23 protein-coding genes and 1 tRNA gene are annotated in these 20369 nt (G+C 51.2%); 10 read left to right on the top strand and 14 right to left on the bottom strand.

Going from position 1 to position 20369, the window contains the following annotated elements:
• The first annotated feature begins 319 nt into the window (after positions 1-319).
• Positions 320-1660, top strand: a complete 1341-nt coding sequence (locus MCP_RS04755) for a beta-propeller fold lactonase family protein (protein WP_193763065.1) — start codon at positions 320-322, stop codon at positions 1658-1660.
• 567 nt (positions 1661-2227) lie between these two features.
• Here the strand turns inward: MCP_RS04755 and MCP_RS04750 are convergent.
• Entirely contained in the window at positions 2228-2701 is a 474-nt protein-coding gene (locus tag MCP_RS04750; RefSeq protein WP_012899677.1) for a hypothetical protein, read from the bottom strand.
• 89 nt (positions 2702-2790) lie between these two features.
• The gene (locus MCP_RS04745) at positions 2791-3786 is read right to left on the bottom strand and encodes a class I SAM-dependent methyltransferase (RefSeq protein WP_012899676.1); all 996 of its coding nucleotides are present in this window, start codon (positions 3784-3786) and stop codon (positions 2791-2793) included.
• A gap of 80 nt (positions 3787-3866) precedes the next feature.
• Here MCP_RS04745 and dph5 point away from each other — a divergent pair, with 80 nt between their 5' ends.
• Positions 3867-4637 carry a diphthine synthase gene (gene dph5, locus MCP_RS04740; RefSeq protein ID WP_128567038.1) on the top strand — a complete coding sequence of 257 codons (771 nt, stop codon included), beginning with the start codon at positions 3867-3869 and terminating at the stop codon, positions 4635-4637.
• Here dph5 and MCP_RS04735 read toward each other — a convergent pair.
• Positions 4627-5037, bottom strand: a complete 411-nt coding sequence (locus MCP_RS04735) for a hypothetical protein (RefSeq protein ID WP_012899674.1) — start codon at positions 5035-5037, stop codon at positions 4627-4629. The two genes, dph5 and MCP_RS04735, sit on opposite strands and share 11 nt — an antisense overlap.
• Positions 5038-5175: 138 nt before the next feature.
• On the opposite strand from MCP_RS04735, the gene MCP_RS04730 reads away from it, so the two are divergent.
• The 5 genes from MCP_RS04730 to MCP_RS04710 all read left to right on the top strand — a co-directional run bounded on the left by MCP_RS04730 (position 5176) and on the right by MCP_RS04710 (position 10236).
• Positions 5176-6705, top strand: coding sequence for a helicase HerA domain-containing protein (locus tag MCP_RS04730; protein WP_012899673.1), 1530 nt, complete (start codon positions 5176-5178; stop codon positions 6703-6705).
• Between the two features lie 2 nt (positions 6706-6707).
• On the top strand, positions 6708-6989 hold the full coding sequence (locus MCP_RS04725; RefSeq protein ID WP_128567263.1) for a DUF357 domain-containing protein: 282 nt from the start codon (positions 6708-6710) through the stop codon (positions 6987-6989).
• Positions 6990-7090: 101 nt separating this feature from the next.
• On the top strand, positions 7091-7453 hold the full coding sequence (locus MCP_RS04720) for a DUF555 domain-containing protein (RefSeq protein ID WP_012899671.1): 363 nt from the start codon (positions 7091-7093) through the stop codon (positions 7451-7453).
• Between the two features lie 10 nt (positions 7454-7463).
• Entirely contained in the window at positions 7464-9302 is a 1839-nt protein-coding gene (locus MCP_RS04715) for a DUF2070 family protein (RefSeq protein ID WP_128859935.1), read from the top strand.
• 364 nt (positions 9303-9666) lie between these two features.
• Positions 9667-10236, top strand: a complete 570-nt coding sequence (locus MCP_RS04710) for a uracil-DNA glycosylase (RefSeq protein WP_128859934.1) — start codon at positions 9667-9669, stop codon at positions 10234-10236.
• Here the strand turns inward: MCP_RS04710 and MCP_RS16025 are convergent.
• Both MCP_RS16025 and MCP_RS16210 read right to left on the bottom strand, forming a co-directional pair.
• Positions 10214-10681: a mechanosensitive ion channel family protein gene (locus MCP_RS16025; protein ID WP_012899668.1), complete on the bottom strand. Its 468-nt coding sequence runs from the start codon at positions 10679-10681 to the stop codon at positions 10214-10216. The genes MCP_RS04710 and MCP_RS16025 overlap by 23 nt on opposite strands.
• A 12-nt stretch (positions 10682-10693) precedes the next feature.
• Positions 10694-11377, bottom strand: a complete 684-nt coding sequence (locus tag MCP_RS16210; RefSeq protein WP_331369597.1) for a mechanosensitive ion channel family protein — start codon at positions 11375-11377, stop codon at positions 10694-10696.
• A gap of 234 nt (positions 11378-11611) precedes the next feature.
• Here MCP_RS16210 and MCP_RS15325 point away from each other — a divergent pair, with 234 nt between their 5' ends.
• Positions 11612-11791: a hypothetical protein gene (locus tag MCP_RS15325; RefSeq protein WP_128859933.1), complete on the top strand. Its 180-nt coding sequence runs from the start codon at positions 11612-11614 to the stop codon at positions 11789-11791.
• A gap of 4 nt (positions 11792-11795) precedes the next feature.
• Here MCP_RS15325 and MCP_RS04700 read toward each other — a convergent pair whose 3' ends face one another.
• From MCP_RS04700 to MCP_RS04660, 9 genes are all read right to left on the bottom strand, one after another.
• Positions 11796-12446, bottom strand: coding sequence for a TetR/AcrR family transcriptional regulator (locus MCP_RS04700; protein WP_012899666.1), 651 nt, complete (start codon positions 12444-12446; stop codon positions 11796-11798).
• Positions 12443-12979 (bottom strand): flavodoxin domain-containing protein, encoded by a 537-nt coding sequence (locus MCP_RS04695; protein WP_012899665.1) that lies wholly within the window; start codon positions 12977-12979, stop codon positions 12443-12445. The genes MCP_RS04700 and MCP_RS04695 overlap by 4 nt, the downstream gene beginning before the upstream one ends.
• 525 nt (positions 12980-13504) lie before the next feature.
• Complete coding sequence (locus MCP_RS04690) at positions 13505-14647, bottom strand: IS256 family transposase (RefSeq protein ID WP_012899664.1); 1143 nt, start codon at positions 14645-14647, stop codon at positions 13505-13507.
• Between the two features lie 353 nt (positions 14648-15000).
• A complete protein-coding gene (locus MCP_RS04685) occupies positions 15001-15471 on the bottom strand; it encodes a flavodoxin family protein (RefSeq protein ID WP_012899663.1) in 471 nt (156 codons plus the stop codon).
• A 49-nt stretch (positions 15472-15520) separates the two neighbouring features.
• Positions 15521-16006 (bottom strand): hypothetical protein, encoded by a 486-nt coding sequence (locus MCP_RS04680; protein ID WP_012899662.1) that lies wholly within the window; start codon positions 16004-16006, stop codon positions 15521-15523.
• 95 nt (positions 16007-16101) lie between these two features.
• Positions 16102-16174 (bottom strand) — tRNA-Gln (locus tag MCP_RS04675).
• Positions 16175-16282: 108 nt separating this feature from the next.
• Positions 16283-17020, bottom strand: coding sequence for an RDD family protein (locus tag MCP_RS04670; RefSeq protein WP_128567037.1), 738 nt, complete (start codon positions 17018-17020; stop codon positions 16283-16285).
• A gap of 200 nt (positions 17021-17220) precedes the next feature.
• Positions 17221-17526: a MazG nucleotide pyrophosphohydrolase domain-containing protein gene (locus MCP_RS04665; protein WP_012899660.1), complete on the bottom strand. Its 306-nt coding sequence runs from the start codon at positions 17524-17526 to the stop codon at positions 17221-17223.
• 806 nt (positions 17527-18332) lie between these two features.
• Positions 18333-18689: a DUF488 domain-containing protein gene (locus tag MCP_RS04660; protein WP_012899659.1), complete on the bottom strand. Its 357-nt coding sequence runs from the start codon at positions 18687-18689 to the stop codon at positions 18333-18335.
• 57 nt (positions 18690-18746) lie between these two features.
• Between MCP_RS04660 and hisA the strand changes: the two genes are divergently transcribed.
• Positions 18747-19466 carry a 1-(5-phosphoribosyl)-5-[(5-phosphoribosylamino)methylideneamino]imidazole-4-carboxamide isomerase gene (hisA, locus tag MCP_RS04655; RefSeq protein WP_012899658.1) on the top strand — a complete coding sequence of 240 codons (720 nt, stop codon included), beginning with the start codon at positions 18747-18749 and terminating at the stop codon, positions 19464-19466.
• 102 nt (positions 19467-19568) lie between these two features.
• Complete coding sequence (locus MCP_RS04650) at positions 19569-20303, top strand: DUF4097 family beta strand repeat-containing protein (protein ID WP_012899657.1); 735 nt, start codon at positions 19569-19571, stop codon at positions 20301-20303.
• Positions 20304-20369: the final 66 nt, after the last annotated feature.

Genomic DNA, 20369 nt, shown 5'->3' with positions numbered 1-20369 from the left:
CGAACAATTTTACACGTATACTGCACACATAGATTATAAATGTTTGTATCATAGTCTCTGTCTTGTAATCAGTAGGTCGCGAGCTCAAATCTCGCCGGGGGCTTGCGGGCTTGGTGTTGTGTTGAATATTAAAGATCTGTTATGTTCTAAAATTAACGGATGGTCGAAAAACTAACATACAAAGCTTCCAACAATTTTTGACCCTGCGAAGAGCTGGATTTTACCGGGCTATCGGCATTTATCCGGTTTATTTTTTATTAGGTATTATATATGTAATTTCTAAATTAGTTAATGTTAAGCATGAGGGTAGTAGGTATTTATGAGGTTAAAGGGTAGTCTAATCACCGTATTAATGGCTGTAATACTAATTTGCGCATCCATACCAGTATCAGCGCAGGATGCGATTCCTGACATCGGGCTGTTATTCCACCCCTCCCTATCTCAATCATCTGAACAGTCTCTCAATTCGAGCGCCACGCATTTCGCAAGTACCAGCGAATTCAGCACCTTCGCCTATCCGAATATCAATATTGGTACCACGTTCGCGGCACCATGCTCCTTATTGCCATCATCCTTTACGCCTACCGCCTTCGGCTTCCCGGTGATCACATCCACGGGGAGCAGCACGGCGTTCAACCAGGATACCACGACCGCCGTTGACAATGAGAAATTCGACTTCAGCTTCCTGAACCTGGCCCCAACGCCGACGCCAATACCGACACCAACGCCGACACCATTACCGACACCAACGCCCGTACCCACGCCAAGACGGGCCTATGTCACCAATTTCAACAGTAATACGGTCTCGGTGATCGATACATCGACGAACACCGTCATAGGCTCACCGATACCGGTAGGAAATTATCCAATTGGTATTGCGATCACTCCAAACGGGGCTAGAGCCTACGTCGCAAATTACGGTAGTGGCACGGTTTCGGTGATCGATACATCGACGAACACCGTCATAGGCTCAATACCGGTAGGACGTGGCCCGTTTGGCGTTGCTATCACCCCGAACGGGACAAGAGCCTACGTCACCAATAGCATTGATAATACGGTCTCGGTGATCGATACATCGACGAACACCGTCATAGGCTCACCGATACCAGTAGGAAATGCGCCTGTGAGCATTGCGTTCACCCCGAACGGGACAAGAGCCTACGTCACCAATTTCAACAGTAATACAGTCTCTGTGATCGATACATCGACGAACACCGTCATAGGCTCACCGATACCAGTAGGGAATGGCCCGCAGAATATTGCGATCACCCCGGACGGGACAAGAGCCTACGTCACCAATTTCAACAGCGGTACAGTCTCGGTGATCGATACAGCGACGAACACCGTCATAGGCTCACCGATACCAGTAGGAAAAGGCCCGTATGGCATCAAAATCACCCCGGACGGGACAAGAGCCTACGTCACCAATTTCAATAGTGATACAGTCTCGGTGATCGATACATCGACGAACACCGTCATAGGAACAATACCGGTAGGAAACGGGCCGACGGGCATTGCGATAACGACGGATGGGACAAGAGCCTACGTCACCAATAGCATTGATAATACGGTCTCGGTGATCGATACGACGACGAACACGGTCATAGGCTCACCGATAACGGTAGGAGATTATCCGGAGGGTATCGCGATCCAACCTTGATGTCGATGACTCACGGCCCTGGCATGCGTAGATCTGCCGTGGAATCTGCATGCCATCAATCTTTTTTATTATTTTTTACTTTGTTGAATATGTGCTATCGATTACCGAGTAAGCTATTTAGGATTTATCACCAATCTTACATTTAAAAAACGTATTTTTTAGCATTTTTCAACTATTTAAACGATGTTCTACAAATCGGTTTATTTACTAAGGCTAGTTTATATTCAACACAGCAAAACTTTCCATTAACCACCAATATCAAATTTAGATTAGCGATTATGATAGTTTTCCATAAATTTGCCATGGTAATTTAAAAAGTATTATATTGCACAATATACTATTGATAATGACAATAAGGTGTTGAAGGGATATCGATTAGAAAATATTGGCTCGACCTATTTACCGGTAAAACATGGGATGAATTCCTTAAAAATGGAGCTAATACAAGTGGTTTTCGAAGAACTCGTAAAAAATTAACCTATATTTAACTTTTTCCAGCGATGCCGGCCCACTCAGAAAAGGATGGGGACGCCCGGGCGAGGTGTTCCCCGGGCGTCCGGGATTATCTTAAGCTTTCTTGGGGCCGGACAGCGTGTCCTTCAGGATGTCGAGGCTCTTAACGAGCAAGAACAGCAGGCCTACAGCCCCGAGCAGCACGCTCAGGCCGTCCAGCGCCTTATAGTACATATCGAAGTATCGCTCTGGTATCCTCGTTAGTACGGATGCGTATACACCGCCCCAGAGCGCGCTGCAGGCGAACTTGTCCACGAAGTATAAGACTACGAGCAGCGCCAGCAGGGCGACAAAGAACACGGCCAGATTCCGGAGGTTGCTCAGGTTCAGCAATCCCAGCCCGGCCGTGAGTATCAGCGCCCCGGCGGCCAGGAAGTAGATCTTGTTTACCGTAAAGTAAAATGCCGTGTCGTGCGGCAGGATGTACTTGCATATTTCGCCTACGGCGAGTACTACGATAGCCGCAACGATGAGCATGACAGCGAAAGACACGTACTTGTTGAAATTTTCAGATTTTACTTCGAACATACCTCGTTCACCAACTGTTTCTATAGCAATAGGTTAGCCAAATATACCTAATAAACATTTTGCAAGAGAGAATAAAACTGAAAAAAAGATTAGTCTTGTTTTCCGACGACGCGGATATCCAGCACGATGTTGTATTCGTGCGGCGAATATGACCTTACTATACGCTTATTCACGATATCGATGAGGCACCCGCTGTAGCTCGCCTTTTGCCGGACCATCTTGATCACTGCGTCGAATATCTCGGTCTCCGGCCGGATGTCGTAATAGTGGATGATGCCGCCCGTGGCTATCAGCCTGAAGGCGACGTCCAGGAATTCGTGGGCGGTATGCGGCAGGTTCATGATGATGCGGTCAGGGGGCTGTGGAGTCTGAATATCGCGGGCGTCCATGTTGACGGCCTCGATACGGGAAGCCTTATTCAGGGCGATATTTTTCTTCAGGTACTCGACAGCATCCGGATTTTTATCGACTGCTATCGTATACATGGCCCTTTTAGAGATGGGAATGGCGAACGGCCCCACGCCGGCGAACATATCGAGCACCAGCTCCATATCGGTGACCTGGTCGGTGATCCGCTTGCGCTCCGTGGAAAGCCGGGGGCTGAAATACACCTTATTCAGGTCCATCTCGTAGATGAAGCCGTGTTCCCGGTACACGGTGGTCGTCCTGTCCTCGCCGCATAGAACCCGATAGTGCCGGATCCGGAATTCGCCGACCACCGGGGTCGTAGGCACAAGCACAGTCCTGACGTTCTTATGGACTTCCATGATGGCTTCGCCCACCTTAACGTCATATTCCTCCGCGACCACTGCAATGTCACCTATAACCTCAAATGAAGGAGCAAAGCCCAGTATCTCCTCAACGGAGCGGGTACGCTCGTTCTCCTCGAAGTCGCATTCGGCAAGCGCCAGGGTAGGATCGATCTTCGACAAAATATCCTTGGATATCCCAGGAATGAGGGGAATATACACGAACTGCTCGTCAGACTTGATCTTCAGCCGGTAGTCGATGACCTCCGACTCGGCCAGCATCTTACGGGTAGATTCGCCCTCTCTTTTAGGCACCTTAACACAATTCGACTGCATATTCGAGTAACCCTTTGAAATTGAATATGCGGCAAACAGTAAATAATATATCCATGCGCCCTGAATTAGGCGTGGTGACCATGTTAACTTTTATCGGCCTGGGCCTGTGGGACGAGAATGACGTATCGCTGAAGGGCCTTGAGGCCATCAGGGAGGCGGACGTTGTCTATGCGGAGTTTTATACGTCCAGGCTGATGGGCACGACGCTGGAGAAGATGGAAGCGCTCTATGGTAAGCCCGTCAAGGTGCTGGTAAGGGAGGACGTCGAACAGCACCCGAAGGACAACGTGCTCAAAGATGCGCTGGATAAGAAGGTCGTATTTTTAACGGGCGGCGACGCCATGGTAGCCACCACTCACGTCGACCTTCGGCTCAGGGCGCAGAAGATGGGCATAGATACGGCCATCATCCACGGCGCCTCGATATCGTCCGCCGTCTGCGGCGCCACGGGCCTCCAGAACTACCGCTTCGGCAAATCCGCGACCATCGCCTTCCCCTATAAGAACATCATTTCCGAGACGCCCTACGACACCATCAAGATGAACAAGGCCAACGGGCTCCACACCTTACTGTTTTTAGACATCGACCGGGAAAAAGGCTACATGACCATCAATCGGGGCGTCGAGCTATTACTCGCGGTCGAAGAGCGCCGGAAGGAGGGCGTGCTCACGGATGCGCTGGGCGTAGGCATCGCGCGAGCCGGCTCACCGGCACCATGTGTTAAGGCAGCAAAGCTCGATGAGCTTAAAGCCCTCGACTTCGGGGCGCCCCTGCACATCATGGTCGTGCCGGCAGAGCTGCATTTCCTGGAGGAGGAAGCGCTGCAGGCGCTCGCCGGGCTTAAGACGTAAAGATGTTCCCGGTACCGTTCATATAACGCTTCAGGAAGCCGTCGTATGACGACATGGCCAGATTATTACTCGGTGCGATGCCGGGCAATAAGGGGGCGCTCATCCAGTCCGGATTTGTTGAAAGGGCCGGCGCCGATTGCGAGCCGAGGCTAAAATTTTTCTTTATCGCCAGGGCCTCGTTAAGCCCGGGATCCGCGGCCACGCCACTCTGAGAAGCTATATCGAGGGCTCTCCACACGAAATCGCCGCTCTTCAGGGGAGAGGCCTGAGCATGGCCATGTTCAGGCAATGCCAGGGTGAACATGCCGGTGAAGCCTGCTTGTGCATAGGATGCCCCTGCGGCGGCGACTATTATGATACAGGCGAGCGCAAGCGCTGCCCATAAGCTGCTGATCCTCATAATACCCACCTTTATAGAGCTAATCTTAGCTCACTAATATAAAATATAAAAAATAAATATATAAAATTAATCGAAAATTAATTAGCCGCCGACCCAGAACAAGGTTATTATAGAAGGGACTATACACAAATACACGTAATGATAGGCTCGGTAGGGGTAATTTTCGGGGAGACCGGGTCGCATACCTATAGGTTCGCGGTCACGGACCCGGCCGATGTTAAGCGCACTGATTACGTGAAGGTCTGGCACCCGACGGACGGCTGGGTGCTGGGGCAGATACTTACAATGACCAGGTCCGCAGGCAACGATAACAAAGACCGGTTAGTGGCCACTGTATCGGTCATCGGCGCCAGGGATAATAGCGGCCTGCTGAGGTCGCCTAAGACACCGTTCCGCCCCGGAGATAAGGTCTATATCGCGGAAGAGGACGTGATCGTGGACACGCTCGGCCTTTCCGAGGGCGGCGCATACCTCGGCGTCCTGGACGGGACCGACATACCGGTCACCGTCGACCGTAACAAGCTCATCCAGAAGCACTGCAGCATCCTGGCCATGACGGGCAGTGGCAAGTCGTACACTGCCGCGGTCATCATGGAAGAGATGATGGAACGTGAAGTGCCCTTACTGATCATTGACCCTCACGGCGAATATGCTACTTTAAAAGAGCCTAACGATGACCCGGATATGGACGCTCTCTCAGAGAAGTTCGATATTGAGCCTTATGGGTACGATAACGTCTATATCTATACGCCCGGAAATAAGAAGGTCTGCGAGTACGCCGACCGGACGCTGCGGCTAAACGGGCTGAACCTGAAGCCGAAAGAGATCATCGAGTACGTCCCATCCGAGCTCAATAATACGGAGATAGGCCTGATATACGAGGCTGTCAATGCCCTGAAGCATGACAATATCAATTATACCATTAAGGATGTTCTTGTAGAGATCGGCTCTTCACATAGCAACACTAAATGGGGCGTTTACAATAAGCTGGAGCCGCTCCTGGACTCGGAGTTTTTATCTGATAAGCCTACTCCGCTCGTGGAATTATTCACGAGGGGCCGCACGAGCATTATCGACATGAAGGGCATACACCCCGAAGTCCAGCAGACCATCGTGTCGAAGCTCTTATCCAACTTATTCGAGGCCCGCAAGGCCGGGCTCGTGCCCCCGGGCATGGTCGTGGTCGAAGAAGCCCACAACTTCTGCCCTGAGAAGGGCTTTTCGAAGACCACCTGCAGTGACGTGCTGCGGGCCATCGCTTCGGAGGGCAGAAAATTCGGCCTCGGCCTGCTGATCATTTCCCAGCGCCCTGCGAAAGTGGATAAGAACGTTCTGTCCCAGTGTAACACTCAGATCATCATGCGCGTTACGAACCCGAACGATATCCGTGCCATCACAAAGAGCCTGGAAGGCATCAGCACCGAGCTGGAGGAGGAGATCAAGCGCCTCCCGCCGGGCGTGGCCATGCTCGTGAGCCCGGACATCCCGAGGGCAGTCATGGTACAGGTCAGGGCGCGGAAGAGCAAGCACGGCGGGGCCTCCAAGGAAATATCCGAGGATATCGAGCCCGAAGAGGTCGACTACGAGGACGAAGAAGAGGAGATCGAAGAGCCGGCGAGGCCTTCGGTGGGCGGGAGCATTTTCCGGAAGATTTTCGGGAGGGGATGAGCCTGGCGGCTGACCTCGTGGAGAAGACGGACCGCTACCAGAGGCTGTTAAGGGAGGCGCTGGACGACGCGAAGAAGGTGCCGGGCATGGACCCTATGCTCGACAACATCGCAAATGACTTTTACAACATGGCCGAGAGCTACTATAAGGACGGCTCGCACTTTTTAAGCAGCGGCGACCGGGTGAACGCGCTGGTCTGCTTCAGCTACGGGCACGCCTGGCTCGATGCCGGCGTGAGGCTGGGCATTTTCACGGTTACGAAAAAGGACCTTTTCGCCGCGTAAGGTCTTACAAAAACGAGAGAATAGGATTAAATATCATCGACTAATATGTATGCCTGTCGCTATTTTCATAGAAGCGAGACCGGTAAAAGAGGAAGAGAAAAATGTCAGATTACAAGGTGGTACTGGAAGCCGCCTGGGTCGTAAAGGATGTCGAGTCCGTCGACGACGCGATGAGCGTGGCCATCTCGGAAGCGGGCAAGAGGCTCAACCCGAAGATGGACTACGTCGAAGTATCCGTCGGGTCGACGTTCTGCCCGTTCTGCGGAGAGCCCTTTGATAGTGTCTTCGTCGTGGCCAACACTGGCATTGTCGGACTACTACTAGAGATGAAGGTCTTCAACGCGGAGAGCAAGGAGCACGCCGAGCGTATCTCGAAAAAGGAGATCGGCAAAGCCCTGAAGGACGTGCCGCTCAAAGTGCTCGAGATATCCGAGCTGGGCTCGGAAGAGAAAAAATCTCACTAGCAGGGCAGGGATGGACACGTCCGAGGGTTATTGGGCCCGGGCCATCGCCAGGATCAAGCGAATACGCCCGAGGCGCGGGAAACAGAAGCCCCGAGGCATGGAAGAGCAGCTTGCCAGCTATGCTGATTACATTTTCGAGGCCCCGGACATCAAGCTATCCATGGGCATAGCCCTGGCCCTATCGATACTTATTGGCGCGGGATCGTTCCCGTTCACGCTTTCCAATAATATTATAGCGGGGCTGCTCCTGTTCTTCGTGCCGGCTTTGCTGTCGGCGTTCCTGACCAAGGTCATGTCGAACGTTTTCGGCGAGAATGTGAACTATGACCGCTCGGCCCTTATCTCGCTCCTCATGCTCATCATCGTGGCGGTCGTTACGTTAGCCGAGAACGTGGTCACTTACCTGGCCCATATCCCGTACACGTACCTGGGCTTCGTGATGGCGCTGTCGCTGATATTCGCCTTCCGTATGCTGGTGCTTATGGGCATTTCCGTGAACAGCCTGCCCAAGGTCATCGTGCCCGCATCGGTCCAGTCGCTCTTCAGCGCCCTCGCGCTTCTCTATTATACACGGTTGCCGGTGCTTTATATTGACCTGGCCATTTCCAGCATTATCTTTGTCATGGCGGCCTATGCGTTCGTGCGTTACGTCGACCACCCGATGATGAAGTCCTTCGGCGTGAGCAGCCTGGACTTCATCCAGGACTTCATCGCCCACCTGACCGAGGGCTCGCCCGCCATGGAGGAGTTCTTCGAGAAGATCGGCGAGTCCATCGACGCCCCCGTAAATGTGCTGAGCTTCAAGCGTATGGACGATTCCATTAAGGCGGTCATTGTTACGCCTTACGTTCACCCGGGCCCCATGGGCGAGATCGGCGGCGGCAACCTGCCCACGATCGTCTCCGGCGCTTTCAATGAGGGGCTTATCATCGTCCCGCACGGCACTGCCTATCACGACTTTAACCTCGTGAGCGCGGAGGAGTCCGAGAAGATCATTAAAGCCGCTAAGACTGCCCTGGGACGCGTACAATATAGTACTCAGGCCACGAAGTCTAACCGCGTGACCGTCGGGAACACGAAGATCCTGGGCCAGCGGTTCAACGACTCGGTATTCCTTATCTCGACGCAGGCGCCGACTTCCACGGAGGATATCGAGTTCTCGGTGGGCTTCACCGCCATGGCCGAGAGCCGCGTCGCCGGAGCCAGGTATTCTACTATTATCGACGCTCATAACTGTACCGAGCCCTTCGCCACGGCCATCGAGCCCGGCACCAGGGATTCCTATAATATCATCCGTGCCGCCGAGAATTCGTCGAAAGCTTTGTTATCCATGCCCATGGGCGACATCCGGCTTGGTGTCGCCAGCTCTCCGCCTATCTGTACGAGGCTCGAGGGCATGGGCGACCTGGGCATACAGGTGGCCGTCGTCGAGGCGCTTGGCCAGCGCACGGCGTACATCGTCATCGACGGGAACAACATGGTGAACGGCCTGCGCGAGGATATCATCCGGAGATTGCCCGTGGATGAGGCCGAGGTCATGACGACGGATACGCACGTCGTGAATACGCTTTCTGGCGCCAATTACGTGGGGCAGCATTTGGATTGTGACCTTCTGGTGGATACGGTCGCTCAGCTGGTGGATAAGGCTATCTCGGACCTGGAGCCCGTGAAGGCCGGCATGGAGAGCGAGCTTGCGACGGATGTGAACGTGTTCGGGTCGCATAAGATAGCTAAGCTCGCGAGTACTGCTAATGCCATGGTCGCCATGGGCGGGGCTTTTGCGGTTGCCGTTATAGTTGCGGCCCTGTCGCTGACGCTGCTTATCATGGTGTTGATCCAGTCGATTTAATTTTTTATTGTGTTAGCGATGCACGTACAGCCCTCCGGTTGGTAACACGAAAACACGAAAATTTTTTATATCCCACGTAAGGGCACGAAATGCACGAAGGTGCATGCTTTGGGTTTTAAAACACGAAATAACCTCCCGAAGGGCACGAACTTCCCTAAAAGATTAAAACTCAAGGGAAAGCATGAATTACCAGGAATAGAGGTAGCAGTGTCCTGATTTCTCTATTTGCCTGGTCCATTGTTAGTCGTTAGCTATGTAAAACCAGATGCTTTCCAGTTATGCCGAGACGGCATAGGATAAAAGACAGTTTATCATAATGTGTAGGTACATCCTCAAATACAATCAAAGACGATATCATCTTGATATGGACCCCGACACAGAACGCATGGTACAGATCCTCAACAAGATCGACGACGTCCTGCACTGCCCACGCTGCGACCTTAAGCTCTCGAGGACGAACGTCGTGGTAGGCTCGGGACCTATCAATGCGAAGATCATGCTCATCGGCGAAGCGCCGGGAAAGAACGAGGACAAGCAGGGCCAGCCTTTTGTCGGGGCCGCGGGCCGAAACCTCAACGAGCTCCTCGAGGAAGCGGGCATCGACCGCAAGGATGTCTACATCACGAACATCGTGAAGTGCCGCCCACCCGAGAACAGGCCGCCCTTCGACTACGAGGTCGAGGCCTGCCACCCGTACCTGCAAAAGCAGATAGAGGTCATCGGGCCGAAGGGCATCGTGCTTTTAGGTAAAACGGCAGCAGAGACGATGCTCGGCAGAAAAGTGGAAATGGGAAAGGAGCACGGCACCGTCGTAGAAAAAGACGGGCACAGGTACCTCATAACATACCATCCCGCAGCAATGATCTACAAGAGAACGCTTAAGGATACGCTCGTAGAGGATTATAAAAAGATCAGCGCTTTATTGGCGGAGTGACCGCTTCCATGGCGATCTGGGGCCGATTAAGGATGACCGACTGTATCGGGTACGGGATATCGATCTTTTCTTCGGCGAAACGCCTGAGTATCTCCCGGTAAATGTGGTCGGGAACTTCCCAGCTCAATTTGTAATCTTTTGCCCAGACGTGCATCATGAGATTTATGGAGAAGTCGCCCAGGTCTTTGACGTAAACTTGCGGCGCCGGGTCGACGAGCACGCCCTCGGTATGGGTAGCGATGTCCTTGAGAACGGCAAAGGCCTTGTCTACGTTCGAGTCGTAGGCGATGCCCACGTTTATAGTGAATCGTACTTTTGCGTCGGGGAGCGAGTAGTTGATGATGTTGGACTTGGAGATGTCCGAGTTGGGCACGACGATGAGCCGGCTGTCGAGCGTCCGGATGCGGGTGCTGCGGAGGCCGATCTCGACCACGTCGCCCACCATACCGCTGGAAAGCTAGATGCGGTCGCCGATCTTGTATGGGCGGTCCGAGAGGATGGCGATCGCGCCGAACACGTTCGATAAAAGCTCCTGCGCTGCCAGGGCGACGGCAATGCCGCCCACGCCTAGAGTGGCGAGGAGCGGCGTGATCTCGATATGCAGGATGCCCAGCACCATCAGGGTGGCCAGAATAAATACGACCGCGCCGACGGCCTTGCTCATGAACGGCATGAGCACGTCGTCCAGCTCGGAATCAGTCTTCGGGGCGACGTCTTCCTTGTACCAGTTGATCAAAGCGCCGGTAATGTTCGACACGACGTATGCGACGATATAGACCAAAACGATCGTCAGCAGCGTGGCCAGGTTATCGGAGACCAGGCCGGGCAGCTCGTTGAGCGTGGCACAGGCAAGGTATATGCCGACGGCGAGTATGAAGACCTGGAGGGGGCCATTGACCGCCTTTAACAGATGGTCGTCCAGCGTGGTCTGCGTCTTCGAGACCAGGTGCGGGGCAACGTCATTAATAAAACGCCTGGTGGCCTTGGCCAGCAGATATGCTAGCACGACGATCAATATGGCGACGAGAAAGTCAACCCATCCCTGGCTTAGACCGGTCGCCTTCATGACGCCGTCCTCGATGCCCTGGATGAAGGCGGAGTGACTGATGCTCTCGATAATGCTCGTGCTGTTGTCGGCCATGGCGTCCTACTATTAGTGCCTTACCGTATTTAAATTTGGTGCAATGAGGGCCCCGTGACGTATTGTTGCTCATTAGATGCTTGAGGATTATGTACTTGAGCAAAAAACGGCTGTATTTTCTTGTTTTTAAACTTTTAACTCAATACAATAGTATATAATTGATTAAATACCGAAAAATATATAGATAATCGATATTTATATTTTAATTGTTATATAATTGAGGAGAGGTATGTCGTGTTCGAAGTGGATAATGCCGTAGTAGCTTATGTTGAGGTCAGGCGAGCCATTCCCGGGGTCGTGAAAGAAGGGAACTTCGGCAGCTGGTGCATCCATGAGAAAAATGTATTCTGCCAGGAGAGGGAAGGGTGCTCCAATTGCTGTATCGCCTTAAGGGATGGAGCGCAAATGATTTGATCGGTCATAGAGCACCGGCCAGATCCACGATCAGGTCGATCTGCGCCCGCATTTCCTTTTCAATGCGGTCGAGGTCCCGCGGCACGCCATAGCTAAAGACGAACACCTCGAAGTACCAGTAGACCATATAGGAGATGAACATGGTCGACAGCGCCCGGGGGTCGCAGGGCTTTATTTTACCCTTCTCCATGAGCTTTTTAAATAGGATCGCCGTCTCGTCGACCGACCTCTCGAAAAGCTCACGCCGGACGTAGTTCCTGATCTTCTCGTTATGGTACATCTCGATGAGCATGATGCGCGTGATCCTGGCCAGGGACTGGTCGGCCAGCATGTAGCAGGGGGTCATCTCGAGTATCTCCCGCAAGGAATAGGAATCGATGAGGGCATCCGTGCTGCCCTCGGGGACCGCCGGATATATCCGGCCTTCGACGTAGTTGAAGATCGAATCAAGTATTTCGTCTTTGCTCGTATAGTGCTTGTAGACGGCACCTTCTGTGACGCCTACCGCACGTGCGATGTCCCGGATAGACACGCGGTCATAGCCCTTTTCTGCAAAAAGGTCGACGGCAGCATCGAATATCTTCTCTTTCGTGCCCTTTTCCCCCGGCACCTTCACGGGCCGGCCAGTCTTAACGGTTTTACGTTTCACGCTCATACTCTAGCCTTCGCCGCCACATCCAGCGCCCACTGGCGTATCGCCGAAAAGTCCCGTGTATCGTAGGGCTTGCTCGTGTCCTGGCCCTTCTTTTCAAAATCCTTCTTCATGGCGTTGGCCATGAAACTCGCGAAGAACGTCGGGTGCTCGAAATCAACATAGCCGCCGAAATAGGCCAGGGCGATAGGCTTGACCCACGGGAACTTTGCGGCAGTAGTTTCGATGCTCTTGTGGGCATACTCCTTCTGTGTCGGGTCCCCGCCCGCCAGCCCCGATGAGAATAGTGCGACCTTCTTGCCCATCAGCTTCTTCGCGTTCCTCCGCATGAAGCGGGTCGCCTGCCACTTCCAGTATGTGGCCCAGACCGAGCTGCCGACTACTATAAGGTCGTATTCGTTCACATTGTAGCTCTTTGACTTTTTAGCGTCGTCAACGGAGACCTCGAAGCCCTGTTCGCCCAGTATTTTTCCTATTTCTTCGGCGATCTGCTTTGTCGCGCCGCCTCTTGTGCCGTATATCACCAATGCTTTCATTTCTGATCCCTCATGAATTATGTAAGTAAACGTTAACTTACTTATTATGCGATACAATACATACTTTGTATATAAAAGCATCGTCGTCAACAGGTTTTTAATTAATATTAAACGATATATAGATAATGGCCATTAGTTCCAGGCTAATTCAATACTGTATTTCCTATGGCGCTGAATAGTTCGGTCGGTATCTCGAACCTCTCCAAAGGAATTAAACCTCTAATTTTCTTTTATAATTTTTTCTCACTAAACCACTAAGCCTCGAACTCACCATCAACGCACGAACTCCCTAATACTCTGGGCATTGCACGAACTCTCGAAGCCTCAAACCCGAAAAGAATGCTCTAAAACTCGAATGCACGTTCGAAACGCTAAACGAGCCTTGCACCAACTCTCTAATGCACGGCTAAAACGCCAACGCCACTAATACCCAAAAATACGGGGGAATGACCGGGCTCTTAGAGTGTTAGTGGGCAGTGTCCCGTATTTTCTGTAATTTTGGTTTTAGCCCTTGTATTCGTTATTCTAGTCATTGCGTTCCAGGTCTATATGTTTTTTGTCTACTGCATATTCCTCGTTCACGTCCATCAGGATGTTTACGATGACTCGTAACGCGGATTGGTTGCTTGGAAATGCTCCGATGGGCCTGGTTCTTCGTTTTATGAGACTGTTCACGTTCTCCAGGGTGTTGGTCGTTCGTAGTTTTATCCATTGGTGTGGGGGAAATGCCAGGTAGTTATAGAGGCAAGGCAGGTTTTTATCGATCAGGCTGCTGGCCTTGTCAAGACCACGGGCTTCGAGATCTTCGGCCAGGTTGGCCAAAAGGTTAGGAGATTCTATGTGATCTTTCAGTAATTGGTTGATCTCGCCTCTCTGTTTCGCTGGTACGGTCTTTATCACGCTTCTTCTGAAGTGTACGTGACACAACTGCCAGCTGGCACCCAGAAAACACTGCTCAACAGCCTTTTTAATCCCCTTATGCCCGTCGCTGATAACCATTTTTATGCCTGTGAGCCCCCGTTTCTTGAGATCATCAAAGAACACGGTCCACCAGTCCTCATCCTCCCGGTCCATGATCCTCGAGTCAAGTATCTCCTTGTACCCATCCTGATTGACGCCCATGGCGATGAACACGGGCTTCGAGACGTACATCCCATTATCTCTCACCTTGATGTAGGTGGCATCAACGAACAAGTACGGAGTACCTCCAAGAGGCCTCGCGAGGAAATGTCTCACATCATCATCCAATTCCTCACTTATTCTGCTTACACTGCTTTTACTCACCTCAACACCAAGAGTCTGTAATACCTTCCTCATTTTCCGCGTGCTGACGCCCTGAAGATAGGATTCGCTAATGACATTCACCACCGCCTTTTCAGCCCTGCTGTACCGGTCGAACAGACAGGTCTCAAAAGGCACCTCACGAAGCTGAGGCTTCTCCAACTCCACCTTACCATAACGAGTCACCAATCCACGAGACTTATACCCATTACGACGAGCCCTCCTTCCCTCCGCCCGCTCATAATGCATAGCCCCGGCCTGCTCACACGCCTCTTCCTCAAGAATACTATTAAGAAGATCCCTGATAAGATTCTTCATAGCATCCGAGTCTGCCCTAATATATTTCAACGCGTACTTCGTATCACTGTATGGCCTTGTATTCCTCATATTTTGTTCTCCAAACAATAAATTGAGAATACAGGGCTAAAAATATTAACCAAATAAAAACAAATTACAGCAAAATAGGGACAGAGCCTGTTAGTGCTCTACCGTTTAGCGTTTCAAACGTGATTTAGGGCTTTAGAGCATTCGTTTCGGGTTAGCGCGTTAGAGAATTAGAGCACTGCCCTGTGTATTAGTGAGTTCGGGCATTGACGGTGTTCTAGAGCATTCGAGGCTTCGTGAGAAAAATCTAAAAAGAAAAATTCGTGGTTTAATTCCTTTGGAGAAGTTCGAGATACCGACCGAACAAATCAACGCCAGTGGAAGATGGTATGATTGATAACACAAAAACAAAATAGTTAAAAGAGCTTGCTCAACCGGTCGACCATATCGCCGATCCTCTTATCCCTGTCCGCGTCGCCGCCCCATGCCATCAGCTCCGAGCCGACAACGACTCCACCCTTAGACTCGACAGCATTTTTTATAGCTGAAACTGACGAATTTCCGCCCGTCCAGTTAAATGGCAGGCCCTTGGTAACGAAGATGGCGACCTTCTTGCCGTTCAGCGCCGGGAGATGCGGAAGATACGCTTTCATTACGTTAGACAACGAAAAAGCCTGCACAGGTGCCGCGAGCACGAGCGCATCGTAGGCGCTGAGGTCCGGTAGCTTTTCGATCTGGATTTTCTTCGCGTCGGTCTGCTTCGGGTCGACGGGGTTGATGCGTTCGATATTAGCAGAATGTCCCGCTGCCGCCAGTTTCGCCTTGAGCGCCTCGGCGACGGCAAGATTGTGGCCGGTCTGAGAATGCACGATAATGCCTATTTTCATAGTAATCCCTTTTACTATAATCGCTGTTAAAAATATAAGTATCGGGCCTTCACGTTATGGTCACGTTAGTCCCGGTAGTCCCGGGGACCTCGATGCTGATGTTCATAGGTCCTGTAGCATTCAGGTATCTGGGCAGAGTGTCCTGGTAGACGGTGTTATTGTTGCTGTCCAGCAGCTTGAGCTTGTAGGTTTCCGAGCCGTCGCTGAGGAACGTCACATTGAAGTTGCCGCTCATGTCGGTCGTGTTGCTGTACTGGTTGCCCTTATCGGTGTTCACGACGACCGTGTATAAGGGGGTAGGCTGCCGGGTATACGATATCTTTCCATGTATGTAATGGGTTATTGTCACCGTCGCGCTGGGCGTCCCTGGCGGCAATGTTACCGTGATGTTTGCCGGGGCCGTGACTATCGGAGTGGCCGTCGGGGTGGGGGTAATCGTCGGGGCTGGAGTCGGCGTAGGGGTGGGTGTGGTTGTACAACCTGCTGCTAAAAGTGATAATGCGATTATTGAAATTAATAAGATCAATCTCTTCATAGGGTATACTTCCGCTTTGTCATTAAGTCCTTTTTAGATATATTATGAAAAACCGATATTAATAGTATCTCATAAATATTTTAAAAGTAAGATAGTAGTCCCGTCCGGATTCGAACCGGAGTCTTCGGCTCCAAAGGCCAACAGGATTGACCGCTACCCCACGGGACTATCCGGGAACGAATCGAGTTATGCCGCTTTGATTATTTAAAGTTATTGGGGTAAAAACGTAAAACGGTGACCGGTAAAAAAGGAGATTGGTAAAAACTCCGATATAGCTCACATCGTTAGCACGGTAATGATCCTGAATAATATGTAAATGCAGGCCAGGCCGAATATCGCCATCATCCGGATCGGTCCGATCTTGCCGTGATATACCTTAAAGTTGCCCTCGCGGTCCCAGGATGTCCGGCCCGTATTTTCAAGCTTATTATAAGACATGAGCATCGTGACAAGGTAAAAGACCGGGATGCCCAACGCGAGGCCTTTCACAGCAACTCCCAGGCTCCTCTCGAAGCTTTCGCCAAGACTAAGTATCGCTTCAGATGCGTTTCTAACTTTAATGTTGAATACCCATTTTGAAAGTGTCATGCCAAATGCAGCCATCAGGATAGTCTCAGGGACGATCCAGGTCAAGACGGTTATTATCTGTAATAGGAACATTCCGCTAATCCCTGTATATAAGATTTCCAGGGAAGGCAGGAATATCGACACCATGACGATAAACAGGCTCAAGAAGAAGTTGTATATCATAAGGTCGAACTGCCTGGCAAAAAATCGTAGCCAGGGATGGGGCTTTAAGTCATAATCGGGTACTAGCGAACCTATACTCGATGCTTTTACCCATTCCGTCATGCCGGAAGACCAGACGAGCGTATCGGGGCTTAACTGCCCGGAAGAGATCAGCTCTTTTAGCTTACTTTCGGGAACCTCTACGGTTGATTGGTTATCTTTACGATAGCTCCACGTCTTTTCTTGTGTTAATGTATCCATTTGTACAGCGCCTGATTCGTTCATTCACATCACGTTCAAATTTAACAATGATCACCGCTTGATTACTAAAGCGGCATACGGGTATGGCATTAACCATTACTAGCCAATGCCTTGCTAGATAAAAGGTTACATTTTATTAAATATTTAAATTATATGTATATAGTATATGTAGTAATTAGTAAATAGCCTATGTAAAAAAGCTCTTATGTCGGCCTATTTTTAATTTATTCCTCGATTTTCGACGCCTTTCGCCTGCTGAGCCTCGCGAGCGTCTCGTCGAGTGCCGAGTCGATACCCTCGGGCCCCTGGTAATTGTAAAAGGTCATGATCTGGAGCAGGCCCACGATTGCGTCTGCACATTCCTTGACGACCTCGCGGTCTGTGCCATGGGCGATGGCTTTTATTACTTCGCCCAGCTCCTCGGCCGTGAAAGCGGCCTTAATGAGGGCATCGTCATCGTTCTGGATAATATAATCGTCCGGCAGGCTGGCCATCATCTTTTCAACGAGGGCTTCAAGGGTATATGACATGATAGGATATTGGTGGCACGATTTAAAAATCAAGTGGTCAACGGGCAGCTTTCATCCTGCATTTTTTCAGTACACCCAATAGTTCCATGCTTTATCATTAGTGCTTGCTTTGTTTGAGGCACTGCTCGAAAGGCATTAGCCTAAAGCCGACCGAGCCACTATTTTCACCATAATGGCCAAAGTTCTGTATATATGGTTTAATCGCTTACCAAGCATGCTTCGTGCAAATTAGTTCGGTCGGTATCACGAACCGCTCCAAAGGAATTAAACCACGAATTCGTTTTTAGATTTTTCTCACTAAATCTCTAAGCCTCTAGCTCACCGTCAATGCCCGAACTCTCTAATCCACAGGGCAGTGCTCTAAGCCTCTAACGCGCTAACCCGAAAAGAAGGCTCTAAAACTCGAATACACGTTTGAAACGCTAAACGGTGGAGCACGAACACTCTAAGAGCCCGGTCGTTCCCCAGCATTTTGGGTGTTCGGGCCGTTGGCGATTTAGCCGAGCCTTAGAGAGTTAGTGCAGGCTCGTTTAGCGTTTCGAACGTGCATTCGAGCTTTCGAGCCTTCTTTTCGGGTTTGAGGCTTCGGGCGTTCGTGCAGTGTCCCGAGTATTAGGGAGTTCGTGCGTTGGCGGTGTTTTAGAGGTTCAGGGCTTTAGTGAGTAAAAATTAAAAGAAAAATTAGTGGTTTAATTCCTTTGGAGCGGTTCGTGATACCGACCGTACAATTCTGCTCCTCGTGATACCAGCCGAACTTTTTTTTAACCAAAGCATACCCGGCAAACGATATTACCTCAAATACGGAACTACTGGCCCCTGGCCTGCTGCTCAATATAAGCTTTCAGCTCGGTCGCCGCGTTATGCTCCCGTTCCCGGGCTGAATAGATGAAGGTGACCGTACCTTCCTCCGCTTTTTTCTTTAAGAAGTCGATATCTTCCTTTTTATCGGCCAGCTCACGCCAGTAGCGCTCCCGAAATTCATCCCACTTATCGGGGTGACTGTGAAACCATTTTCTAAGCTCCGTGCTCGGAGATACATCCTTAAGCCACAGGTCTAAGGCAGCCCGCTCTTTTGTCACTCCCCTCGGCCATAACCGCTCCACCAGTACCCGGAATCCGTCTTCAGGCGCCGCCTCATCATATGCCCTCTTGATCCTGATCATCAATAAGAGATGCCCGCACAACCTTTATTTTTATTGCGGGCGTTTCCCATGGTGTTTATGTTCGAAGTCATCCCCGCCATCGACCTCAAAGGAGGCAAAGTTGTCCAGCTTGTCCAGGGCGTGCCCGGGACGGAGATGGTCTCGATCGACGATTACCTGTCCGTTGCTGAAGATTTTGTCAGTCAGGGCGCGAAGTGGCTCCACATCATCGATCTGGACGGCGCTTTGAGCGGCGACCGTAAGAATGCCCGCATCGTCGAGGACATCATCAAGCATTATAATGTCAAGATCCAGGTCGGGGGCGGCATAAGGGATTATCCTACCGCCCGGCGTTTGCTTGATATGGGCGTTACGCGGGTCATCCTGGGCACCGCTGCGATCAAGGAGCCCGAGCTCGTCTGTGAAATTGCTGCTAACTATGATGATGTTTCGGTAATGGTCTCGCTGGACTCGAAGAAAGGCGAGGTGCTGGTCGAAGGGTGGAAGGAGTCCTCGGGCAAGAGCACCATCGAGATGGGCAAGCTGTTCGAGAACATGGGCGCCGGCAGCATCCTGTACACGAACGTTGACGTCGAGGGCCTGCTCAAAGGTGTGAACGAAAGCCCGGTAAAGGAACTGGTCTCCAGCGTCAGCATACCGGTCATCGCCTCGGGCGGCATAACGACTCTACAGGACGTAGTTACCATCAAGAACACTGGTGCGGCCGGAGTGGTCATCGGTTCGGCATTATACAAGCACTTATTTACTCTAAAAGAAGCGATCGATACTATTTCCTAAACATATATACCCCATGCTAAGAGGTATCTCGCAATCCTTTTATATACATAATTATATTAGCGACAATAACTTGGCCAGTCTCTTGAGACTGGGGGGAGTAACTTGAATACCAGTAAGATCATAACCGGCGGGATAGTTGCCATCGCTATCCTGGCCGTACTATTGATGAGCGGATGCACTTCGATGAACACCATCGTCGAGCACCGGCAGGATAAGACCGTGCACGGCGCAGCGGAGAATATTGACCTGACCGTTACCACGTTTAACGGAAACATCGAGATCCAGGAGTCGACTGAGTACGATGTCGAGGTCACCTATAACATTACGGCGCCCGAGGGGCATCTCCAGCACGTCACGACTGGCACTAACGGGAGCAGGGATGGTAACACCTTGAAGCTCACGGCGGAGGCAAAGCTTTCGGACCCGAACGAAAAGCTGCCCATTAATCATGGCTGCGACATCCTCGTCAAGGTGCCGAAGAACTCCTCGTATAATTTAAACCTCATGACCTCGAACGGTAACGTGAAGGTGACCCAGCTTAACGGCAATAAGATGATCATCGCCACCTCGAACGGCAATGTCGATGCCGCCGCTGGCAACTATTCGGCCATCGATGCTGCGACTTCGAACGGCAATATTAACGTTAAGCTATTGAGCGACACGCAGTTCTTCGTGGATGCTTCGACATCGAATGGGCGTATCACCCATAACTCGATACAGATGCAGGCTGACAAGGAGTCCCAGACGAGCCTGATCGGCTCTACGGCGTCGGGCAGAGGGAACCTGCACATGGTCCTGCAGACGTCGAACGGCAACATCGACCTGAGTTATATTTAATGATATTATGGGTTAGCCTCAGCGGGCTAACCTACCTATATTTAAAGCCTTTTTCTCGGTACTTAT

This window comes from Methanocella paludicola SANAE (genome assembly GCF_000011005.1).
Taxonomy (GTDB): Archaea; Halobacteriota; Methanocellia; order Methanocellales; family Methanocellaceae; genus Methanocella; species Methanocella paludicola.
The sequence above is the reverse complement of the archived record's forward strand: the minus strand, read 5'-3'. Positions and strand labels throughout refer to the sequence as shown.